This window comes from Ruthenibacterium intestinale (assembly GCF_040096265.1).
GTDB lineage: Bacteria > Bacillota > Clostridia > Oscillospirales > Ruminococcaceae > Ruthenibacterium > Ruthenibacterium komagatae.
Genome location: NZ_JBBMFA010000095.1, coordinates 19,397 through 38,280 on the forward strand (window position 1 = coordinate 19,397; position 18,884 = coordinate 38,280).

Genomic DNA, 18,884 nt, shown 5'->3' on the forward strand with positions numbered 1-18,884 from the left:
AATGAAAATGTGGAAAAAGAGGTCGTTAACATGCGCACACTGGTATGCGGAGATTGGAATTTTGAACGTGATGTGTTTTTGACCTTTATGTAAACGGCAATCTTGTTGTCAATTGACAATGAGGTGGCCGTTTTTCTATTTATAGAGGAACATATTTTGAGGAGGAAAAAGAAATGGGAAATGAACAAAAGAACCTGGCGTTGGGCACGGAAGGAATTTACGACGCACGCCAGCTTGGAATTCCCAAGATGCTGATTTTAGGAATCCAACATACGTTTGCCATGTTTGGTGCAACGGTGCTCGTGCCGATTATTACCGGGCTGGATGTGTCGACTACGCTTTTGATGGCAGGACTTGGCACGTTGCTGTTCCATTTAATCACAAAGGGCAAAGTTCCGGCTTTTTTGGGGTCCAGTTTTGCGTTTTTGGGCGGCTTTTCAGCAGTTGCGCCTCGTCTGGCTGATGGCAGTGCCAATACGGAGTTGCTGCCGTATGCCTGTGGCGGTGTAGTAGTGTCCGGCCTGATTTATGTCGTTTTGGCTGCGCTGATTAAAGTTTTTGGGGTCAGAAAAATCATGCGCTTCTTCCCGCCGGTGGTAACGGGCCCGATCATTATTTCCATCGGTCTGATTTTGGCTCCTACTGCAATTTCGAACTGTGCCGAAAACTGGCTCCTCGCGTTTGTAGCATTGGTGATTATCATTGTGTGCAATATCTGGGGCCGTGGGATGGTCAAGATCCTTCCGATTCTGATTGGTGTCATTGGCTCTTATATTGTGGCATTGCTTATGGGCGAAGTGGATTTCACTGCGATCAATGAAGCCTCTGTGGTGGGTGTGGCCCTGCATCCTTCCACCTTTTCCAAGTTCAGCATCAGTGCCTGCATTACCATTGCACCGATCGCTCTGGCAACGATGATGGAGCACATTGGTGACATTGCGGCGATCAGTGCTACTGCCCAAAAAAACTACCTGGCAGATCCTGGCTTGCATCGGACGCTTCTCGGTGATGGCCTAGCGACCAGTTTAGCGGGTATTTTTGGCGGCCCGGCCAATACGACCTATGGCGAAAACACGGGTGTTCTGGCCTTGACAAAGGTGTACGATCCGAAAGTTATGCGCATTGCTGCTGTATTTGCGATTGCACTTTCGTTCTTCCCGAAGGTCGGTGCTGCGATTCAGACCATTCCGACTGCGATTATTGGTGGCATTTCTTTCGTGTTGTATGGAATGATTTCTGCGGTAGGTGTAAGAAATATCGTGGAAAATCAGGTCGACTTTACCAATTCGCGCAATCTGATTATCGCTGCAGTGATTTTGGTCAGCGCGCTTGGCTTCAATTCTGTGGGCGGCATCAACATTCCGGTGTTTGGCCTGGTCATCAATCTTTCTGGTCTTGCCATTGCTGCTATTGCGGGAATTCTTTTGAACGCAATTTTGCCGGGCAATGATTACGAATTCGGAAAAGATTTGGAAGGCGATACTTCCGTAACTTTCAAAGTATAAATGAGTTTTCAGAAAGCACCCCGCACGTTCCGTGCGGGGTGCTTTTAACAGGGGAATCTTTATCGACTGGTTGACAGATAAAAAGCAGAAAACAATGAATTTCATCTTTTGCACGGAGAAAAGCACTTACGGAACTTGTAACTTTGCTGTAATTATATTATAATATAAACTTGTGTAAGTCCGATGGGATTGTGCTGTGTCTGAGGGGAAAGGGGCACAGCAAAAATGGTGATTCAGAGAGGGGTAAGGATTGTGACAAATTATTTTGCCATGAATCGGGAAGATCTGGAAGAAGAGTACCAGTCTTTAAAGCGCATTTATAAGGGGTACTGTGACAAGGGATTAAAATTGGATATGTCCCGCGGCAAACCTTCGCCGGAACAGTTGGATCTGTCGATGGATATGTTGTCTATTCGTGACTACATCGGGGAGACGGGAATTGATTCCAGAAATTACGGCAATTTGGAAGGTATGCCGGAAGCGCGGACATTTTTTGCCCAAATTTTGGGGGCAAAACCGGAAGAAGTGATTGTAGGCGGAAACTCCAGCCTGAACATGATGTACTATCTGGTTGAGTTGGGCTGGCGCAGCGGATTTGCTGATAGCCCGCGCCCCTGGAGTGCAGGAAAACCAAAATTTCTCTGCCCGGCTCCCGGTTATGATCGCCATTTTCGAGTGACGGAGTATTTTGGTTTTGATCTGGTTACTGTGCCGATGCTTCCCACCGGTCCGGATATGGATCAAGTTGAAAAACTTGTACAGGATGAAGAGGTGAAGGGAATCTGGTGCGTACCTTTGTACTCGAATCCGGATGGGTACTCCTACAGCGATGAGACGGTTCGACGCCTGGCGGCCATGAAAACTGCTGCACCTGATTTCAAAATTTTTTGGGACAACGCTTATTGTGTTCATCATTTGACAGACACACCGGACCATGTCCTGAATATTCTGGACGAGTGCCGCAAGGTGGGCTGTGAAGATCGTCCGTTGATGTTCTGCTCTTTGAGCAAAGTAACATTCCCCGGCGCAAGCGTCGCAGCGATGGCGGCAAGCTTGAAAAATGTAGAATATATTTTAAAGAATATGTTTTCCATGATTATCAGTTATGATAAGTTTAACCAGCTTCGTCATGTGAAGTTTTTGAAAGATGCAAATGGCGTTGCAGCACACATGGATAAGCACCGTCAGATTGTGGAGCCGAAGTTCAAAACAGTACTTTCGATTTTTGATAAAGAACTGGGAGACTATGAGAAGCTTGCCCATTGGACAAAGCCTAACGGCGGCTACTTCATCAGTTTGTACACACAGGGCGTTGCCAAGCGCACCGTACAGTTATGCAAAGAGGCGGGAGTCGTTTTGACGGGAGCCGGTGCAGCTTACCCCTATGGAATCGATCCGGATGACACCAATATTCGTATTGCTCCGACATATCCACCGTTGGAGGAGTTGGAGACGGCAACGCACCTTTTGTGTGTGGCAGTAAAATTAGCGACGGTAGAAAAGCTGCTGGCGTAATGAAAACCAGCACTTTCTGATAAAATCTTTTCTGGAGGAACACCATGAAAACAAAAGGCAGACCTTGGCAATTTTTTGTTGTGGCTGTTCTGATCGTCCTTTTTGCCTTTACGGCTTTCTTTGGCGTCAGTACACAGTATGGCGATACAACAAAAATTTGGATCAAAGGTGCACAGAACATTCGCTTTGGTATTGATATCCGTGGCGGCGTAGACGTCACTTTTATGCCTGCAGACGGCTATGATGCTACGGATGAGCAAATGGATGCGGCAAAGGCGATTGTCGAACAACGTTTGGTCAACCTGAACATTACGGATAACGAAGTGTATGCGGACTATGATAAAGACCGCATCATTGTTCGTTTCCCCTGGAAAGAGGACGAGACGGAATTTAATCCGGAGAGCGCGATCCAGGAAATCGGAGCGACAGCAAGACTTACGTTCCGTGAAGGAAATGAAGTGGATTCCGAGGGAAAGCCGACGGGTGTAACTGCGGAAAATATCATCCTGGAAGGGACAGATATCAAGAGTGCAACGCCGGGCGTTGACACAAACCGGGAAAGCTCTACTTATGGCGAGTACTACGTTGCGCTGGAACTGAACGAGTCCGGTAAGGATAAGTTCGCAGAGGCCACAAAGCGTTTGTCTGAGGAAAGCCCCAAAGGAACCATTTCCATCTGGATGGACGATACGATGATTTCGTATCCTCAGGTGCAGTCGGCTATTACCGATGGCCATGCACAGATCACGCTGAATGGTTCGGATGATGAAACACGCCAGGAAGCTATTACGCTGGCTAACCAAATCAATTCGGGCTCGCTTCCGTTTGCATTGGAGGCAGAGACGTACAGCACAATCAGCCCCAGCTTGGGTGCAAACTCCCTGGATGCAATGGTGCTCGCGGGTGTGATCGCGTTTGTGCTGGTTGTCCTGTTCATGATCTTTAATTATCGGCTGCCCGGTTTCATTGCATCGATTGCTCTGTTGGGTCAAACGGCAATGACATTGGCATTCGTGTCCGGTTATTTCTCTGTGTTGAACAGCTTTACGCTGACTTTGCCCGGTATTGCAGGTATTATTCTTGCAATCGGCATGGGCGTAGACGCGAACGTAATTACGGCGGAACGTATTAAAGAGGAAATTCGAAGAGGGAAGACCATCGAAGGTGCTTTGCGAGCCGGCTTTGATCGTGGTTTGACACCGATTATCGACGGCAACGTAACTGTTATCATTGTGGCGGTTATGTTGATGGGCGCCTTTGGACCGACGGATAGTTTCTTTGCCAAACTTCTGCGTCCGATTTTCTTTGCGTTCGGACCGTCGACGGCAGGAACGATTTATTCCTTCGGCTATACTTTGCTGGTGGGCGTTCTGCTGAACTTTGTATTTGGCGTTATTTCGACCCGCATCATGCTGAAAGGGATTTCGAAGCTGAAATGCATGCGCAATCCGGTATTGTATGGTGCACTACGCCCCGGTGCTGAGGCAAAGCCGAAAAAGGAAATCAACATTGTCGGAAATCGCAAAAAATTCTTTGCTTTTTCCAGTGCACTGCTGATTGTCATTGTCGTGTTCAGCCTGGTGTTTGGCGTTAAGATGGACATTCAGTTCAAAGGCGGTGCAATGCTGACCTACAGCTATACTGGTGAAATGGACATGAATTCCGTCAAAGCAGATGTCCAGGAAATCCTGGGGTCTTCGGTGACACTGCAGAGCGGTAGCAGCATTGCGTCTGATTCGCAGACCCTGACGATTACTTTGCCGGGTACGGAAACAGTCGAAACTGAAACAGTTGAGGCTTTGGGAGAGATGCTTGCCAGTAACTATCCCGACAATTCCTTTGAACAGTTGTCCATGAACAATGTGGATCCGACAATTGGCGGAGAGTTCTTTGCAAAGAGCCTTGTTGGAATCGCTGCAGCGGCTGTTTTGATTTTGATTTATATTTCCATTCGCTTTAAAAAGCTGGGCGGTTGGCGCGGAGCAACAATGGCCATTGTTGCGCTTCTGAATGACATGATCGTTATTTTCGGTGTTTTTGTCATTCTGAGAATTCCTCTCAACGGAAACTTTATTGCTGCGATGTTGACCATTTTGGGTTATTCGATCAATGATACGGTTGTTATTTATGACCGCATCCGGGAAGACAGAAGTTTGAGCGGTTCCAAACATGTCGACTTTGCTGCGTTGGTCAACTCGGGCATCAACGAAAGTCTCCGTCGAACAATCAATACAACACTTTCCACTCTGCTTGCATTGGGCAGCGTGTGCGTGATTTCGATTGTCTTTGGACTTGACAGCATCTTCACATTTGCGTTCCCCCTGATGATTGGTATGGTTTCCGGCGTGTATAGTTCGATTTGTATCGCAGGACCTCTGTGGGTCGAGTGGGAATCTCGCCGCAAAAAGACGGTAAAGAAGAAAAAAGCAAAATAAGTTCTGAAAAAAGCGGGCAATATGCCCGCTTTTTTCTATTGCAAAAAAATGTACTTTATGTAATACTAATACTAGTTGTAAAGAAAAGCGAGGCTGCTTTATGGAGTGTGGAATATCGACAGCTTGCTTTTTTCCGATGGAAACGGAACAGGCACTGCTTGAAATTTCGTTAAGCGAGGTAAAAGGTGTTGAAGTGTTTTTAAACACATTCCGGGAATTGGAGCCGGAGTATTTATCCCGTTTGAAGTCGATCGTGAAGAAAAGTGACATGCATGTACTGGCTGTACATCCATTTACGTCGATGATGGAATCTTTCTTTTTTGCCTCTTCTTATGGAACTCGATTTGAGGATGGGGTTGCTTTATATCGACGGTATTTTGAAGCGTGCCGAATTTTAGAAGCTCCAATTTTAGTTTTCCACGGTGATTATAAGAACACGGCCTATCCCTTTGAGGCTTATTGCAAAAACTACAGTGCGTTGCAGTGTGTTGGAAAAGAATATGGTGTGGCGCTTTGCCAGGAAAACGTGGTACGGTGCAAATGCGGTTTTTGGGAGCAGATTCGACGCATGAGAGAGCTGACAGATGATCGGGCGGAATTTGTTCTGGATTTGAAGCAGGCCCGCCGAGCAGAGAATCATGTGGATGCTCTTTTGGATGCGATGAAAGGGAAAATCCGCCATGCCCACCTGAGTGATTTTGACCTGGATTGTGACTGTTTACCACCAGGTGAGGGGCAAGAAGCATGGGCACTTCTGCTGCCCCGTTTAAAGCGGGAAGCTTGCAGTATGGTAGTAGAATTGTATCGAGATGGGTTTCAAACGAAACAGCAGCTGGTAAATGCGGTTTCCTTTATAGAGAGTTATTAAAGGCAAAATGAGGAAGGGGTAATCAAGAGTTATGAGATGTCCGTATTGTGGTGAAATTGAATCAAAGGTAATTGACTCCCGCCCTGCGGATGATGGAGAGCGTATTCGCCGCCGCCGGGAATGTTTATCATGCTCGAAACGTTTTACTACATACGAAATTGTGGAAACTGTTCCGCTGATGGTGATTAAGAAGGATAAATCGCGCGAAGCATTTAACCGTCAAAAGTTATTGAATGGTTTGATGCGCGCCTGCGAAAAGCGTCCGGTGACATATAAAATGCTGGAAACTGCCGTGGATAACATTGAACAGGAATTATTGAATTCCTATGACCGCGAAGTGACATCCATCCATATCGGCGAACTGGCCATGCAGGAATTGAAGAGAATCGATGAAGTGGCTTATGTGCGATTTGCTTCGGTTTATCGGCAGTTCAGCGACATCAATACATTTATGGATGAATTAAAGGATTTGCTGAACAAGCGCTCTCAGAAATAAAAGCAAGGACTTTTCCGTCAGGAAAAGTCCTTTTTTATACAATTGCGGTAAATAAGTGCTCCATCATTTGAAGTTGTTCTTGCGCTTTGGCAATTTCGCTGAAAAGGTCTGCTATTGAAGTGCGGTTGATATAAGCTTTCAGTCCCTGAAGGTTGACCGTGGTGGTAATCACTGTTTCACGCTTGATGAAAAATTCCAGGAAATGTTGCTTATGCTTGTAATAGGATAATGTTTCATCAAGAATTTGGCTGGCGAGATCGTATTTTTCCTCAGATGCCGCCTGACGTATTTCTGAGAGTCCCGCGCAGGTATATTCAGTAATCCGATGTATTTGAATATGGCTGAACCAGCTCAGTGAAAATGTGCTCAGAAGAATCAGAAGTGCAGCATATACGCGACGGTTCATCAAAGCCCCTCCCTCGGAATCACAAGAATCTGTCCTGCATCATTGCATAAAAACAGCAGAATGTCTCGAATAGAAAATCCACGCATACGGCATTGTTCTTCCACCCAAGGAAGGTCGACTCCCAGAAAATGAAGATTTTCATTCAGAATTGTCCCGTTTGCAATCAAAGGCAGAGATGGTTGTCTGGCTGGCGGAGGAGCTTGCTGCGTCATCTCATTGGTAGGACTTTCATATTCAAACTTTTTTTGCACACTGATGCTACCGTTGGTTTCGACGATGGCAAACTCCACCTGTTCCAGTTCAAAAATATCTTTTCCGCGAAGAGCCTCCAACAAGTCTTCTGCCGAAAAGCGAAGTTCCTTCAATGTTTTCTGGTCGATCTGCCCATTTCTGATAATGATTTTGGGTGAACCGGCAACCAATCGAGACGCAGTATGAGAATGAGCGCAAAGTGAAGAAATCAAAATTTCCAGGGCGACGATCAGAAAAACGGGCACCACACTGCTGACCAATGGCAGCTCCGGGGATTCGATGGAAATTGAGGCCAGATTGGAAATCAGAATGGTAGAGACCAGTTCAGATGGTTGGAGTTCGCCCAGTTGTTTTTTCCCCATGAGGCGCATTGCAAAAATAATTAGAACATAGATCAGAAGCGTGCGCAGAACCAACAATAACATACCGTAACACCTCCCTTTCAATATGACCTTATCTGATTAAAACCATACAAGGTCCGGGCATACTAAACAGGAAAGGGGGAAGCAGTGATGGAACAGCAGCTTTTGAAAAAAGACTTACTGGAAAATAAACTGCTTTTAAAGGGGCTGTTTGGAAATGCCACCGATTTTTATACAAAGGATATTGAATTGTTTGGAATTCCTTGTTGCATCTGCATGTTTGAGGGACTTTCCAGTATTGAACGCCTTTGGATTATGATGCTGGACATTCTCAGCCGTCCTGAACGTGCGATTTCCGACCCGGAGGAATTATTTGATTACATCTGGAGGAAAACCGCTGTCCCTATGGAGTCCAAGTGCGTTTTATGTGTGGACGATGCCCGTGCCCAGTTGACTGCGGGTACCAGTGTGATTTTGATCGATGGCGTAGACCGTGCACTTGTGATTTCTACGCAGAGCATGCAGTTTCGTTCGGTTCAGGAACCGAGTGGGGAGAATAATATACGTGGTTCCCGGGAAGGATTTACGGAACTTCTTCGCGTGAACATCAGTCTGATTCGACGGTTGATTCGAACCGATGAGCTCATGGTGGAAACCATGAGCTTAGGAGAGCGGACACAGACGGAGATTGCATTGCTCTATAATCGAAAGCTTGTTTCTCAAAAGCTTCTTCGATTGGTTCGTGAACGCTTAGAAAATACACAGCTTCCGTTTGTGTTTGACAGTGGTTATCTGGCGGCTTTTTTGCAGCGAAGCCGCTTTTCATTTTTTCAAGCAGTCGGGTATACAGAGCGACCTGATACGTCCAGCGCAAAAATTTGCGAAGGCAAAATCATTGTTTTGGCCAATGGAAGCCCGTTTGCAATGATTGTTCCATACTTTTTCAATGAGAATTTCCAAAGTATGGACGATTATTCGGAAAAAGCGTATTTTGCATCGTTGATTCGCATTGTGAAATATGTGGCGTTTTTTCTTGCGGTTATGCTGCCGGGGGTATTTGTGTCCATTGCCAACTTTACTCCGGAGCTGCTTCCGCCGCAACTTTTGTATAAGGTTGCGGCAGCCGAGATGGCCACACCGCTGCCGTTGTTTCTGGAAGCGCTTTTTGTGAATTTCCTTCTGGAAATTGTACGGGAAGCAGGACTGCGGCTTCCAAAACCGATTGGCCATTCTGTCAGTTTGGTAGCTGCGCTGATCGTAGGAGATGCTGCGGTCAGCGCGGGCATCTTGGGCACACCAGTGGTCATTGTTATAGCGTTAACTGCCATTTGCACCTATGTGGTTCCATCACTGTATGAACCGGTGACAGTATTGAGAATTCTGTTCATTTTAGCTGGCGGCATTTTGGGACCATTGGGGATTTCGGCTTTAACGGTGTGGATGCTGAGTAATCTGTGCAGCATGAACCCGTTCGGAATTCCGTATCTTGCCCCCATCGCTCCTGCGCGCAAAGATTTCTTGCGTGATGGAATGATCCGTAGCAGCTGGAAAAGGCTTGCAAAGTCTGATTTCTATGTAGACAAATTGCAGGAAGCGGAGGAGAGCGAATGAGAAGGAGCAAGTTGAACGCCCGTGCCTTGTTTCCAGCGGTTTTTTTGATGTTAGCCATTGACTTGATTATTACAGCCTTTACTGAAAAAGAATATTTTCGTGCTCAGGTAACGATTCCGGCGACCATTTTAAATTCTGCGCTGACACTTGGAATTCTATGGCTGCTTTTGCGGTTGAGTCAGTCGGGGCTGCTTGCCAAGTGGTGTCATGTGATACTGGCTTCATTGATGGCATTCAGTGCAGGATGCACAATTACACGCACGGAACAGTTTTGGCGGTTCACAAGCAATGCAATGTATTCGTCAATGCTTATTTATGGAATCTTTTTAGCTGTATTGTTTTATCTCCTGCGGAGCGGCATGGAGACAACACTGCGATTGGTCAATCTGATGCTTGTACCTTTTTTGTTTTCAATCGGATTGCTTATAGCAGCAAATCTGGTGCAAATGCAGCCGGAAAATTTGATTGTAAGGCCGTTTTCCATGTGCGAAATTATACAAAGCGCACAGGCTGGCTTTTGCCTTTCCCCGGTTCTATTGATCCCGCTTGTTTTCGCAAAAGGTGACAGACGGAGAAAAATGCGTTCTTTTTCAAAAATTTTTGGAGCGATTGTAATTCTGGGAACAATACTCAGTTTGTTTGGAGAGATGGTTTTGGGAGAACAGGCGGCACAGCAGACACTTGTTTTTCATTCTTTGTCGCGCTTGGGAAGACTTTCGGTTTTCAAGCGCATGGATGCTCTTCATGTTTGGATCTGGTCCATGGTGGAATTCTCAAAAGCAGCTCTTTATGCCTGTACAGCGCAGAAAAGTATTCTCTTGATTCGAGTGGATTGCAAACACCCGGAAATTTGGGCCGTCGGAGGTGTTTTACTCGGTGTGATTCTGACAAATTTGTGCTCGGAGGGTTGGCAGCAGGTAATTCAAAGTGCTGGAACAACAGGATTGATGGTTTGCCTTGTGGCTGCTGCGATGCGGGAAAGGAGGCACCACGGTGCACAGAACGCTGTTTAGGCTGTTCGCTTTGGTCGTTCCGCTCATTTTTTTGTGCGGATGCGCGCAAGGGAAAAGTCTGGGTGAACGGGCGATTGTAAAAGCGGTTTATGTGAATACGCTGGATGATGGACAGGTGGAGGCAGCGTTGGTGGTGTTACAATGTCAACCGAGCTCCGACACAGGCTCTGTCACCGAAAAAGCCCAAATTTATATGGGACAGGGAGATAATCTGGAGCAAGCGCTCTATCAGGCGGAACGCCAGCAAAACAAATCGGCTTTTTACGCACAAAATCAGCTTTTGTTTTTGGGGCCAGGTGCAATTGAGCAGGGGGTATCCAGCTATCTGTGCTATTTTGGGCAGGAAGACGTGGGCCGTCTCAACTTATCGGTGTATCTGACTACTTTAGACGGAAAAGAGTTTCCTGAATGCGAAGAGGTTCTGCAAACGGTTATTCAGGAAGGCGAGCGGCTGACGGAGCGCAATGCCCTTCAAGCTAACCCTTCTCAAAGCATTTTTGAAGCAATTCCCGGGGAGCATGGGGAAAGCGGCTGGCTTCCGATTTTGGATTTTTCAGATAAAAGCGATGCATTTATTGGGGTGAAACGGGCAGCGCTTTTCAAGGATGGCATTTGTTACTCTTTTTGGGATGCAACAGAACTTCAGGTCGCTTTGCTGCTGGATGGAAAATGTCGAAATCTTTCGGTGCAGACAAGTTTTGAGCAGACCCTGATTTCATTGGAAACATCCGCTCTTTCCATTGAAAAAAATGTGAAGCCGGAAAACGGAAAATGGATACTCGAAATTCAGATCTCAGGGAAAATTGAACATTTGAGCATAAAAGGGAAAACGGTTTCTGCCTCAAATTCATTGGACGAAACCGTTTTGGTCAACCGTTGGCTTGCAAGTGAAGCAATGAATATTGTGAAAGATACGTTTTATCGTCAAAATGATATTTTTCAATTGGAATGGTGGCTTCGGATGTATGATGCGCAGCAAGTAGAAAAATGGAAAAATCAGAATGAACTGGAAAGGAATGTTCAAATCTGTATCAAAAGCAATTTGTACAGAGAATAAAAAGAGAGGCCTGTTTGAAACAGGCCTCTTTGCATGTGATTTACTTTTTCAAAATTTTGTCTGCTACATACAAACCGTGTGCAGCCGCCTGGGAGAGCGAACGAGTAAATCCGGTTCCGTCACCGACCGCATAAATTTTTTCACAGCCGTCCAATTCAAAGTCTGTGCAATCCGGACGGGCAGAATAATATTTGCACTCAACACCGTAAAGCAATGTGTCGTAGTTCATTGTGCCGGGAGCAACCTTGTCCAGTGCACCCAGTGTTTCCACAATGTTATCCAACTGACGTTTGGGTAGGCAAAGACTCAAGTCGCCAGGCACAGCATTCAATGTGGGGCGCACGGTGCTCTGAGCCAGACGGCGGGCATCTGTCCGGCGTCCTGCAATCAAATCGCCGAGACGCTGTACCAAAACGCTTCCGCCGCTGATCAGATTGGCCAGGCTGGCAACGCTGCGCGCGTATTCAATCGGCTCTTTGAAGGGCTCCGTAAACCGAATGGTAGAGAGAAGGGCAAAGTTGGAGTTTTCACTCTTCTTAGCTTCATCTACATAAGCATGTCCATTGACAGTCAGGACACCGGAAGTGTTCTCCATAACAACTTGTCCGCGCTCATTAAAGCAGAACATGCGCGTTACATCACCGTACTGCTTGGAGCGGTACCAAATTTTGGGCTCGTAGATTTTCTTGGAAAAGTCCTCCCACACGACACTGGGCAACTCCACCCGGACGCCGATGTCGACCTGGTTATTTTTCAGGGGAATGGCATTTTTGGCACACCACTTTGCAAAGAAACGGCTGCCGACGCGGCCAACGGCAAAAACAATGTGTTCTGCCGTTACCGTGTCTGAACCATTTTTGTTGGTAAAGTAAACGGTGTGGGTGCTTTTATCTACATCTGTTACATCGGTATCCGTGAGAATGGTGACGCGTTCTTTCAGAAATGCGGCCATTTTGCACATTGTCGCAAAGTTCGCATCGGTCCCCAAATGTTTCAGCTGGGCCTGAGACATGTGCAGATCATATTCCAGACATTTTTTCTTCAGCTCATTGTTCGGCATAAAACGCTCAGCGGGGGCGCCAAAAGACTGGAGAATTGCATCGGCCTGCTCAATATAGTCAAGAACCGTTTTCGGTTCCAGAAATTCAGGCAGCCATCCGCCGTATTCGGTAGAGATAACGTATTTTCCGTCAGAGAAAGCACCGGCGCCGGCGAGACCCTCCATAATGGCACAGGAAGGGCACTTAATGCAGGTGGAGACTTTTCCGGCCACAATGGGGCACAGCCGTTTTTCGATATCATGACCCTTTTCAAACAAAATCACTTTCAGCTGAGGTGCTTTGGTGCACAGTTCATAGGCGTTCATCAATCCGCCAATGCCGCCGCCGATAATTGCTACATCGTATTTTTGCATAATGAAGATGCTCCTTTTATTTTTTGTATTCTGCAATTGCTCGCTCGTATACATTCAGCACCTGAGCGACAAATTCTTTTTTTCCGTAACGATTGGTGAAAGCTGTTACGCGTTCTCTCCGTTCTGCCTTTTGTTCTGCTGTCATTGCAGCCTGGGCAAAGACAAGGGCACCGAACTCCTTGGATGAAGTGAACGTTTCACCGTTTTCGCCGGCTTCAATCTGATTCTTGTTATAAATATCCAACCGCTGCAGAACATACAGGCCGCTGGCCATAGCTTCCAGCATCGAGATTGAATTCATCTCAGAAAGGGAAGCAGTGGCAAACAGGTCACATGCATGATAGTAGGGCGGTAAGCTGGCATGCTCAATTCGTCCCAGCAATTTAACCTGTGAGGTGACATTCAAATCCTGAATCTGCCTAGCGAGGTTGTTCTTTTCGGGCCCGTCTCCGATAATGAAAAGTTTGTACTGCTCGTTTCCTTTGCAATTTTGTGCGAAAAACTCAATCAGTGTATCAATGCTCTTTTCCTTCCCAAGCCGTCCCACAAAGCAGATGGCCGTGTCACCTTCACGAATACCAAGCGTTTTGCGTACCGAAGAGATATCATCGGGAGAGACATTCTGCGGCAGAAAATCGGACAGATCCACAGTGTTGGGGATAATGTTAATATGGCGTTCCACACCGCAGCGGCGCAAAAACTCCACGACTTTCAAAGAAGGTCCTATGATTTCAGTCGCTTTGTTGGCAGTGCTGCGGAAGTAAAGGTGCGCAGCCGGTTTTACCATTTTCTGCCCGAATTTGTGGGGAGCGACATAGAACAAATAGTCATCATACATGGTATGAAGCGTGTAAACAATGGGCTTTTTCAATTTCCGCGCGGCAAACTGTGCAAAAATACCCATGCTGAACTCCGTGTGGATATGAAGTACGTCCGGGTTAAACTCTCGAATAATCTTCAAACGCTCGAGGTTCAGGGGATTGGAAAAGCCGTATCCATAAATACGCTTCATGGGAATGGCCGGACAATAAAGCACGCCATCTTTCACATAATGACGGTTGGTTTTAGGGCTGGCAGTTACAATCAGCACTTCATGTCCGCTTTCTTCCAAAGATTCTTTCAGCGTTTGAATATGTGTAACGATTCCGCTGATAAAGGGAAAATAAGTTTCGGCAAAAATGGCAATTCTCATCATTGCATCTCCTTATTGCAGTTCTCATTCGAAAACGCACAGTTACAATTTATTATATCAGAAATCAAGGCGTTTGAGAAGAGAATTTCATTAAATGTTCTTTTTCCATTTTATTAAAGTAAACGAACCAGATGCTGGATTTTTTACGTTATTTGGAAAACTTTTCGATACAAATTCTTTTTCAAAGCAAAACCAAATTGATATCTTACGTACGTTATTATATAATAAAAGCAGATGCTTAAGCCTTCCTGACGTCTGAGCTTGGAAAAGTGAGGTTGTGAAAAATGATGAATTTCAGCATTTCTTTGGAAAAAATCGTAAAACAGATGAATCTTCGTGTTGCATATACTCCGAAAGATTTAAAGGATATTCCGATTCAGTCTGCGGACGTCAACCGCCCGGGGCTCTTGCTGACAGGGTATGATGAGTATTTTGATCGCACACGTATTCAGATTTTGGGAAATGCTGAAATGGGCTATCTGCATACGTTGCCGGAAAATGAGCGTCGGAGCCATGTTCATACACTTTTCTCAATGAAACCACCGGCGGTCATCGTTACGCGGGATCTGAATATTTGCGACGCTATTTTTGAATTTGCACAGCAGTACCAAGTGCCGGTCTTGAGCAGTTCCGAGAGTACTTCCAGTATGATGAGCGGCCTGATTTCAATCCTCAGCGTGGACCTTGCGCCCCGCATCACCCGACATGGCGTATTGGTGGAAGTATATGGCGAGGGCTTGCTGATCCTTGGCGAAAGTGGTGTCGGAAAAAGCGAAACCGCAATCGAGCTTGTGAAACGCGGTCACCGATTAATTGCGGATGACGCGGTGGAACTGCGCCGCGTCTCTGATCGAACCATTTTGGGAACTGCGCCGGAGAACATTCGACACTTTATTGAACTGCGCGGTGTTGGTATCATCAATGTGGCGCGCGTATTCGGTTCCGGTGCCATCAAAATGAGCGAGAAAATTGATTTGGTGGTTCATTTGGAGCCATGGGATAAAACCAAAAATTACAGCCGTACCGGGCTGGAAACGGATACGACAGATATACTGGGATTGCCGCTTCCGAGCACGGTCATTCCGGTCATGCCCGGCAGAAATCTCGCTGTTATTCTTGAGGCTGCGGCCATCAATAACCGGCAGAAAAAAATGGGTTACAATGCGGCACAGGACCTTCTGGCGCGCCTGGGCCTGGAAAATGATGTGAACGGTTGAGAAAAGCAGGAAATATTTTATGAAGATTATTGCTGATTTACACACGCACACAATGGTATCAAACCATGCCTTTAATACAATTACCGAAATGGCTCGGCGCGCCAACGAGTTGGGACACTGGGCTTTGGCGATTACGGATCATGCTCCGCTCATGAAAGACAGTGCGCATCCGTGGTATTTCTATAATGTCACAACACTTCCGCACAAGATGGAAGGTGTTTGGGTTTTAAAAGGGATGGAAGCGAATGTGCGCAATCTGGACGGCGCGTTGGATTTTGATAATGACACGCTGCAGGAATTGGATATGGACTGGATCGTTGCGTCGATTCACCCGGAAGTCCTCTCCGGACCCTTGCAGGAGGATGAGACAACAAAGCTTTGGCTGAATGTGGCTCAAAACCCTTATGTGGATATGATCGGGCATTCGGAAAGCCGTTTCTATCCTTATGATTACGACGCTGTCACAAAAGTTTTTGCGCAGAACCACAAGGTGGTTGAGTTAAATGCAAATTCACGGGTGGCGCGGCCGGGCAATGAAAAGAATATGCTGGCCTTGGCGCTTGCCTGTAAGCGAAATGATGTGCCGGTTGCGGTCAATTCCGACGCACACTCGCAGTATCATTTGGGTGGAGTTGAATCAATTTTCGAAATGCTGCGGGAAATCGACTTTCCGCCGGAATTGATTGTGAACGGAAGCAGAGAAGCCTTTGTCGCAATGCTCCGCGATCATCATAAGACGATTGTAAATTTGATGGAGGGAATGGAATGAAACGTTACGCGCTTGGTGTCGATTTGGGTGGAACCAATATTGCCGTGGGACTTGTGGATGAAGATCACCACATTGTGGATCATCTTTCCCGCAAGACCAATCTGCCCCGACCGGAGGAAGAGGTGGAGCAATCTATCGCTGAGATCTGCCGCGAGCTGGTTGCCCGGAACGACCTCTCCTTTGAACAGGATATTCGCTGGATTGGCATTGGTACGCCCGGAAGCGTCAACCCTAAAACCGGTATTATTGAATTTAATGCCAATTTTGGATATCATGATTGGCATTTGACGGCCGATATGGAAAAATTGCTGCCGGGTAAGGTTTATATTGAGAATGATGCGAATGCGGCTGCTTATGGAGAATATATTGCAGGTGGCGCGAAAGGAAGCAAAAACGCTGTTGTGATCACGCTGGGAACCGGAATCGGAAGCGGCATTATCATTGATGGACGAATTTTTTCGGGCTTTAACTCGGCGGGTGCAGAAATCGGGCACACAGTTATTGAAAAAGGCGGACGGCCGTGTATGTGCGGTCGAAAGGGATGCTGGGAAAAATACGCTTCTGCCCGTGCTTTGGAAGAAGACACCCGCGCAGCATTGCAGGAACATAAGGACAATATCATGTGGCAGTATATTGGCGGCGATTTGCGTAAAGTGAACGCAAAAACTGCTTTTGATGGGATGCGGGCCGGCGATGCGCTTGCCAAAGAGTTAGTCGATCGTTTTATTGAGTATGTGGCGTGCGGCCTGACCAATGTTATCAACGTCTTCCAGCCGGAAATTATCTGCATTGGCGGTGGTGTTTCGCGGGAAGGGGAAACTTTGCTTGCTCCGTTGCGTAAACTTGTAGATGAAGAGGACTACGCGCGGAACAGCGAGCACCGCACCAAAATTGTGGTTGCGCAGCTGCACAACGATGCGGGCATCATCGGCGCCGCGAGCCTCGGCAGTCAAAATAATGAATAATAGGGCGTGTAATATTAATGGAAAAACTGGATTCTGTATTTAATTGGATGATTCAGCAGGAGATTCCCTGCGCGAGAAAAGAGCCAATGTCGCGTCATACATCTTTTAAAATCGGCGGGCCGGCTGAAATTTATTGTACGCCGAAAAATCCGAAGCAGCTGCAGGATATCCGCGATTACTGTGCACAAGAGGGTGTCCGGACCTATTTGCTGGGAAAGGGAACCAATGTGCTGTTTTCGGATAAAGGTTATGATGGTGTTGTAGTTCGCATTGGAGATGCATTTTCAGCCATCGAGGTACAGGGAACGGTTTTGAAAGCGGGTGCAGGCGCATCTCTTTCCAAAGTTTGCCTGGCAGCGGCGGAAGCCGGCTTGGCAGGAATGGAATTTGCTTTCGGGATTCCCGGATGCGTGGGCGGCGCCGTCTATATGAATGCCGGCGCCTATGGCGGGGAGATTAAAGATATTTTGCGTGATGTTACGTTTTTGGATGACAAAGGACATGAGATCACGCTGGAGGCCGGGGCACTTTCCCTCGGATACCGGACTTCCGCGTTTGCCTATATGCCGTGGTGTATTTTATCGGCTACTTTTTCTCTAACACCAGGTGAAAAGGACTCTATCCGGGAACAAATGGCTGATTATGCTCGCAGAAGAACGGAAAAACAGCCGCTGGATATGCCCAGTGCCGGAAGCACATTCAAACGTCCGGAAGGTGCCTATGCAAGCGCGCTGATTGATCAGTGCGGTTTGAGGGGTTACGCAGTAGGCGATGCGGCAATCAGTGAGAAACATTGCGGCTTTGTAGTGAATAAAGGAAATGCCACTTGTGCTGACGTATTGTGTCTCACGGACGTTGTGGCTAAAATTGTAAAAGAGCAGACGGGGTTCACTCTGGAGAAAGAGATTCGCGTTGTGGAATAAAGAGGGAAGGGAAAGGCTATGGATCTTTTAATTGTGACAGGACTGTCCGGCGCAGGAAAGTCGTTGGCAATGAACGCGCTGGAAGATATCGGATTTTTTTGCATGGATAACATCCCGGCGAGCTTGCTGGCAAAGTTGGTAGAGTTGTCGCTTCAAAGTGAAAACTCCATGCAGAAAATTGCGGTTGTTCTGGATATTCGTGGCGGCAAGTCCTCGGAGGAGATCCTTAACGCTTTGCAGCAGCTGCGCCGGCAGGATGTGAGTTTCAAAATTCTGTTCCTGGATGCGCAAGTGCATGTGCTGGAACGGCGGTATAAAGAAACCAGGCGAAGACATCCCATATCCATCGCTTCGCAGGTTTCCATTGACGAAGCGCTCAGGCAGGAACGCCTTATCCTGGAACCGCTGTACGCGATGGCGGATTATAAAATTGATACTTCGCTCTTGTCTACGGCTCAGCTGAAAGATCGTATTGTTTCGCTGTTTGTAGATAAAAGCTCGGACGCAATGACATTGAATATCATGTCTTTCGGTTTTAAATACGGTGTTCCCAGGGAGGCGGATATTGTTTATGATGTGCGCTGTCTGCCGAATCCGTTTTATATTCCGGAGCTCAAGGGGAAAAACGGCAACGATCATGAAGTTTCTGATTATGTGATGCAATTTGAAGAGTCCCAAAAATTGCTGGAGCACCTTCAGGCATTGCTGGATTATTCCCTCCCGCTGTATGTGAAAGAGGGTAAAAGTCAGTTGACGATTGCCATTGGCTGTACTGGTGGGAAACATCGGTCTATTACGTTTGCCAATCTTTTGGCAGAGCATTTCAAGCAAAAAGGATATCATCCTGTTTTGGAACATCGGGATGAGCAAAGATACAACTGACG

The 18,884-nt window shown here is 46.8% G+C and carries 17 protein-coding genes; 13 read left to right on the forward strand and 4 right to left on the reverse strand.

Annotated features, from left to right (window positions below):
* Positions 1-173 precede the first annotated feature (173 nt).
* The 5 genes from WMO24_RS09740 (at position 174) to nrdR (ending at position 6,819) form a co-directional block, all read left to right on the forward strand.
* Positions 174-1,505 (forward strand): uracil-xanthine permease family protein, encoded by a 1,332-nt coding sequence (locus WMO24_RS09740; RefSeq protein ID WP_349216248.1) that lies wholly within the window; start codon positions 174-176, stop codon positions 1,503-1,505.
* Between the two features lie 252 nt (positions 1,506-1,757).
* Complete coding sequence (locus WMO24_RS09745) at positions 1,758-3,020, forward strand: aspartate aminotransferase type Ic (RefSeq protein WP_349216249.1); 1,263 nt, start codon at positions 1,758-1,760, stop codon at positions 3,018-3,020.
* 44 nt (positions 3,021-3,064) lie between these two features.
* Entirely contained in the window at positions 3,065-5,455 is a 2,391-nt protein-coding gene (gene secF / locus WMO24_RS09750) for a protein translocase subunit SecF (RefSeq protein ID WP_349216250.1), read from the forward strand.
* Positions 5,456-5,591: 136 nt separating this feature from the next.
* Positions 5,592-6,323: a sugar phosphate isomerase/epimerase family protein gene (locus WMO24_RS09755; RefSeq protein ID WP_349216251.1), complete on the forward strand. Its 732-nt coding sequence runs from the start codon at positions 5,592-5,594 to the stop codon at positions 6,321-6,323.
* A gap of 31 nt (positions 6,324-6,354) precedes the next feature.
* Positions 6,355-6,819, forward strand: a complete 465-nt coding sequence (gene nrdR / locus WMO24_RS09760; protein ID WP_349216252.1) for a transcriptional regulator NrdR — start codon at positions 6,355-6,357, stop codon at positions 6,817-6,819.
* 34 nt (positions 6,820-6,853) lie between these two features.
* Here the strand turns inward: nrdR and WMO24_RS09765 are convergent, their stop codons facing one another.
* Both WMO24_RS09765 and WMO24_RS09770 read right to left on the reverse strand, forming a co-directional pair.
* The gene (locus WMO24_RS09765; protein ID WP_349216253.1) at positions 6,854-7,225 is read right to left on the reverse strand and encodes a DUF4363 family protein; all 372 of its coding nucleotides are present in this window, start codon (positions 7,223-7,225) and stop codon (positions 6,854-6,856) included.
* Positions 7,225-7,902, reverse strand: a complete 678-nt coding sequence (locus tag WMO24_RS09770) for a DUF421 domain-containing protein (protein WP_349216254.1) — start codon at positions 7,900-7,902, stop codon at positions 7,225-7,227. The genes WMO24_RS09765 and WMO24_RS09770 overlap by 1 nt, the downstream gene beginning before the upstream one ends.
* 87 nt (positions 7,903-7,989) lie before the next feature.
* Between WMO24_RS09770 and WMO24_RS09775 the strand changes: the two genes are divergently transcribed.
* The 3 genes from WMO24_RS09775 to WMO24_RS09785 are packed head-to-tail and all read left to right on the forward strand — an operon-like array spanning position 7,990 to position 11,520.
* The gene (locus WMO24_RS09775; protein WP_349216255.1) at positions 7,990-9,450 is read left to right on the forward strand and encodes a spore germination protein; all 1,461 of its coding nucleotides are present in this window, start codon (positions 7,990-7,992) and stop codon (positions 9,448-9,450) included.
* Positions 9,447-10,463, forward strand: coding sequence for a hypothetical protein (locus WMO24_RS09780; protein ID WP_349216256.1), 1,017 nt, complete (start codon positions 9,447-9,449; stop codon positions 10,461-10,463). Before WMO24_RS09775 ends, WMO24_RS09780 begins: the two co-directional genes overlap by 4 nt.
* Complete coding sequence (locus WMO24_RS09785) at positions 10,444-11,520, forward strand: Ger(x)C family spore germination protein (protein WP_349216257.1); 1,077 nt, start codon at positions 10,444-10,446, stop codon at positions 11,518-11,520. Before WMO24_RS09780 ends, WMO24_RS09785 begins: the two co-directional genes overlap by 20 nt.
* 40 nt (positions 11,521-11,560) lie before the next feature.
* Here the strand turns inward: WMO24_RS09785 and WMO24_RS09790 are convergent, their stop codons facing one another.
* Together WMO24_RS09790 and WMO24_RS09795 are read right to left on the reverse strand one after the other, a co-directional pair.
* The gene (locus WMO24_RS09790) at positions 11,561-12,934 is read right to left on the reverse strand and encodes an NAD(P)/FAD-dependent oxidoreductase (protein ID WP_349216258.1); all 1,374 of its coding nucleotides are present in this window, start codon (positions 12,932-12,934) and stop codon (positions 11,561-11,563) included.
* A gap of 16 nt (positions 12,935-12,950) precedes the next feature.
* The gene (locus WMO24_RS09795; RefSeq protein WP_349216259.1) at positions 12,951-14,129 is read right to left on the reverse strand and encodes a glycosyltransferase; all 1,179 of its coding nucleotides are present in this window, start codon (positions 14,127-14,129) and stop codon (positions 12,951-12,953) included.
* Positions 14,130-14,410: 281 nt separating this feature from the next.
* Here WMO24_RS09795 and hprK point away from each other — a divergent pair, with 281 nt between their 5' ends.
* The 5 genes from hprK to rapZ are packed head-to-tail and all read left to right on the forward strand — an operon-like array spanning position 14,411 to position 18,882.
* A complete protein-coding gene (gene hprK / locus WMO24_RS09800; RefSeq protein ID WP_349216260.1) occupies positions 14,411-15,343 on the forward strand; it encodes an HPr(Ser) kinase/phosphatase in 933 nt (310 codons plus the stop codon).
* 19 nt (positions 15,344-15,362) lie between these two features.
* Positions 15,363-16,112, forward strand: coding sequence for a phosphatase (locus tag WMO24_RS09805; RefSeq protein ID WP_349216261.1), 750 nt, complete (start codon positions 15,363-15,365; stop codon positions 16,110-16,112).
* Positions 16,109-17,077, forward strand: coding sequence for an ROK family protein (locus WMO24_RS09810; RefSeq protein WP_349216262.1), 969 nt, complete (start codon positions 16,109-16,111; stop codon positions 17,075-17,077). The genes WMO24_RS09805 and WMO24_RS09810 overlap by 4 nt, the downstream gene beginning before the upstream one ends.
* A gap of 47 nt (positions 17,078-17,124) precedes the next feature.
* Positions 17,125-18,000: a UDP-N-acetylmuramate dehydrogenase gene (gene murB / locus WMO24_RS09815; RefSeq protein ID WP_349216263.1), complete on the forward strand. Its 876-nt coding sequence runs from the start codon at positions 17,125-17,127 to the stop codon at positions 17,998-18,000.
* Positions 18,001-18,018: 18 nt separating this feature from the next.
* Positions 18,019-18,882, forward strand: a complete 864-nt coding sequence (gene rapZ / locus WMO24_RS09820; protein ID WP_349216264.1) for an RNase adapter RapZ — start codon at positions 18,019-18,021, stop codon at positions 18,880-18,882.
* Positions 18,883-18,884 lie beyond the last annotated feature (2 nt).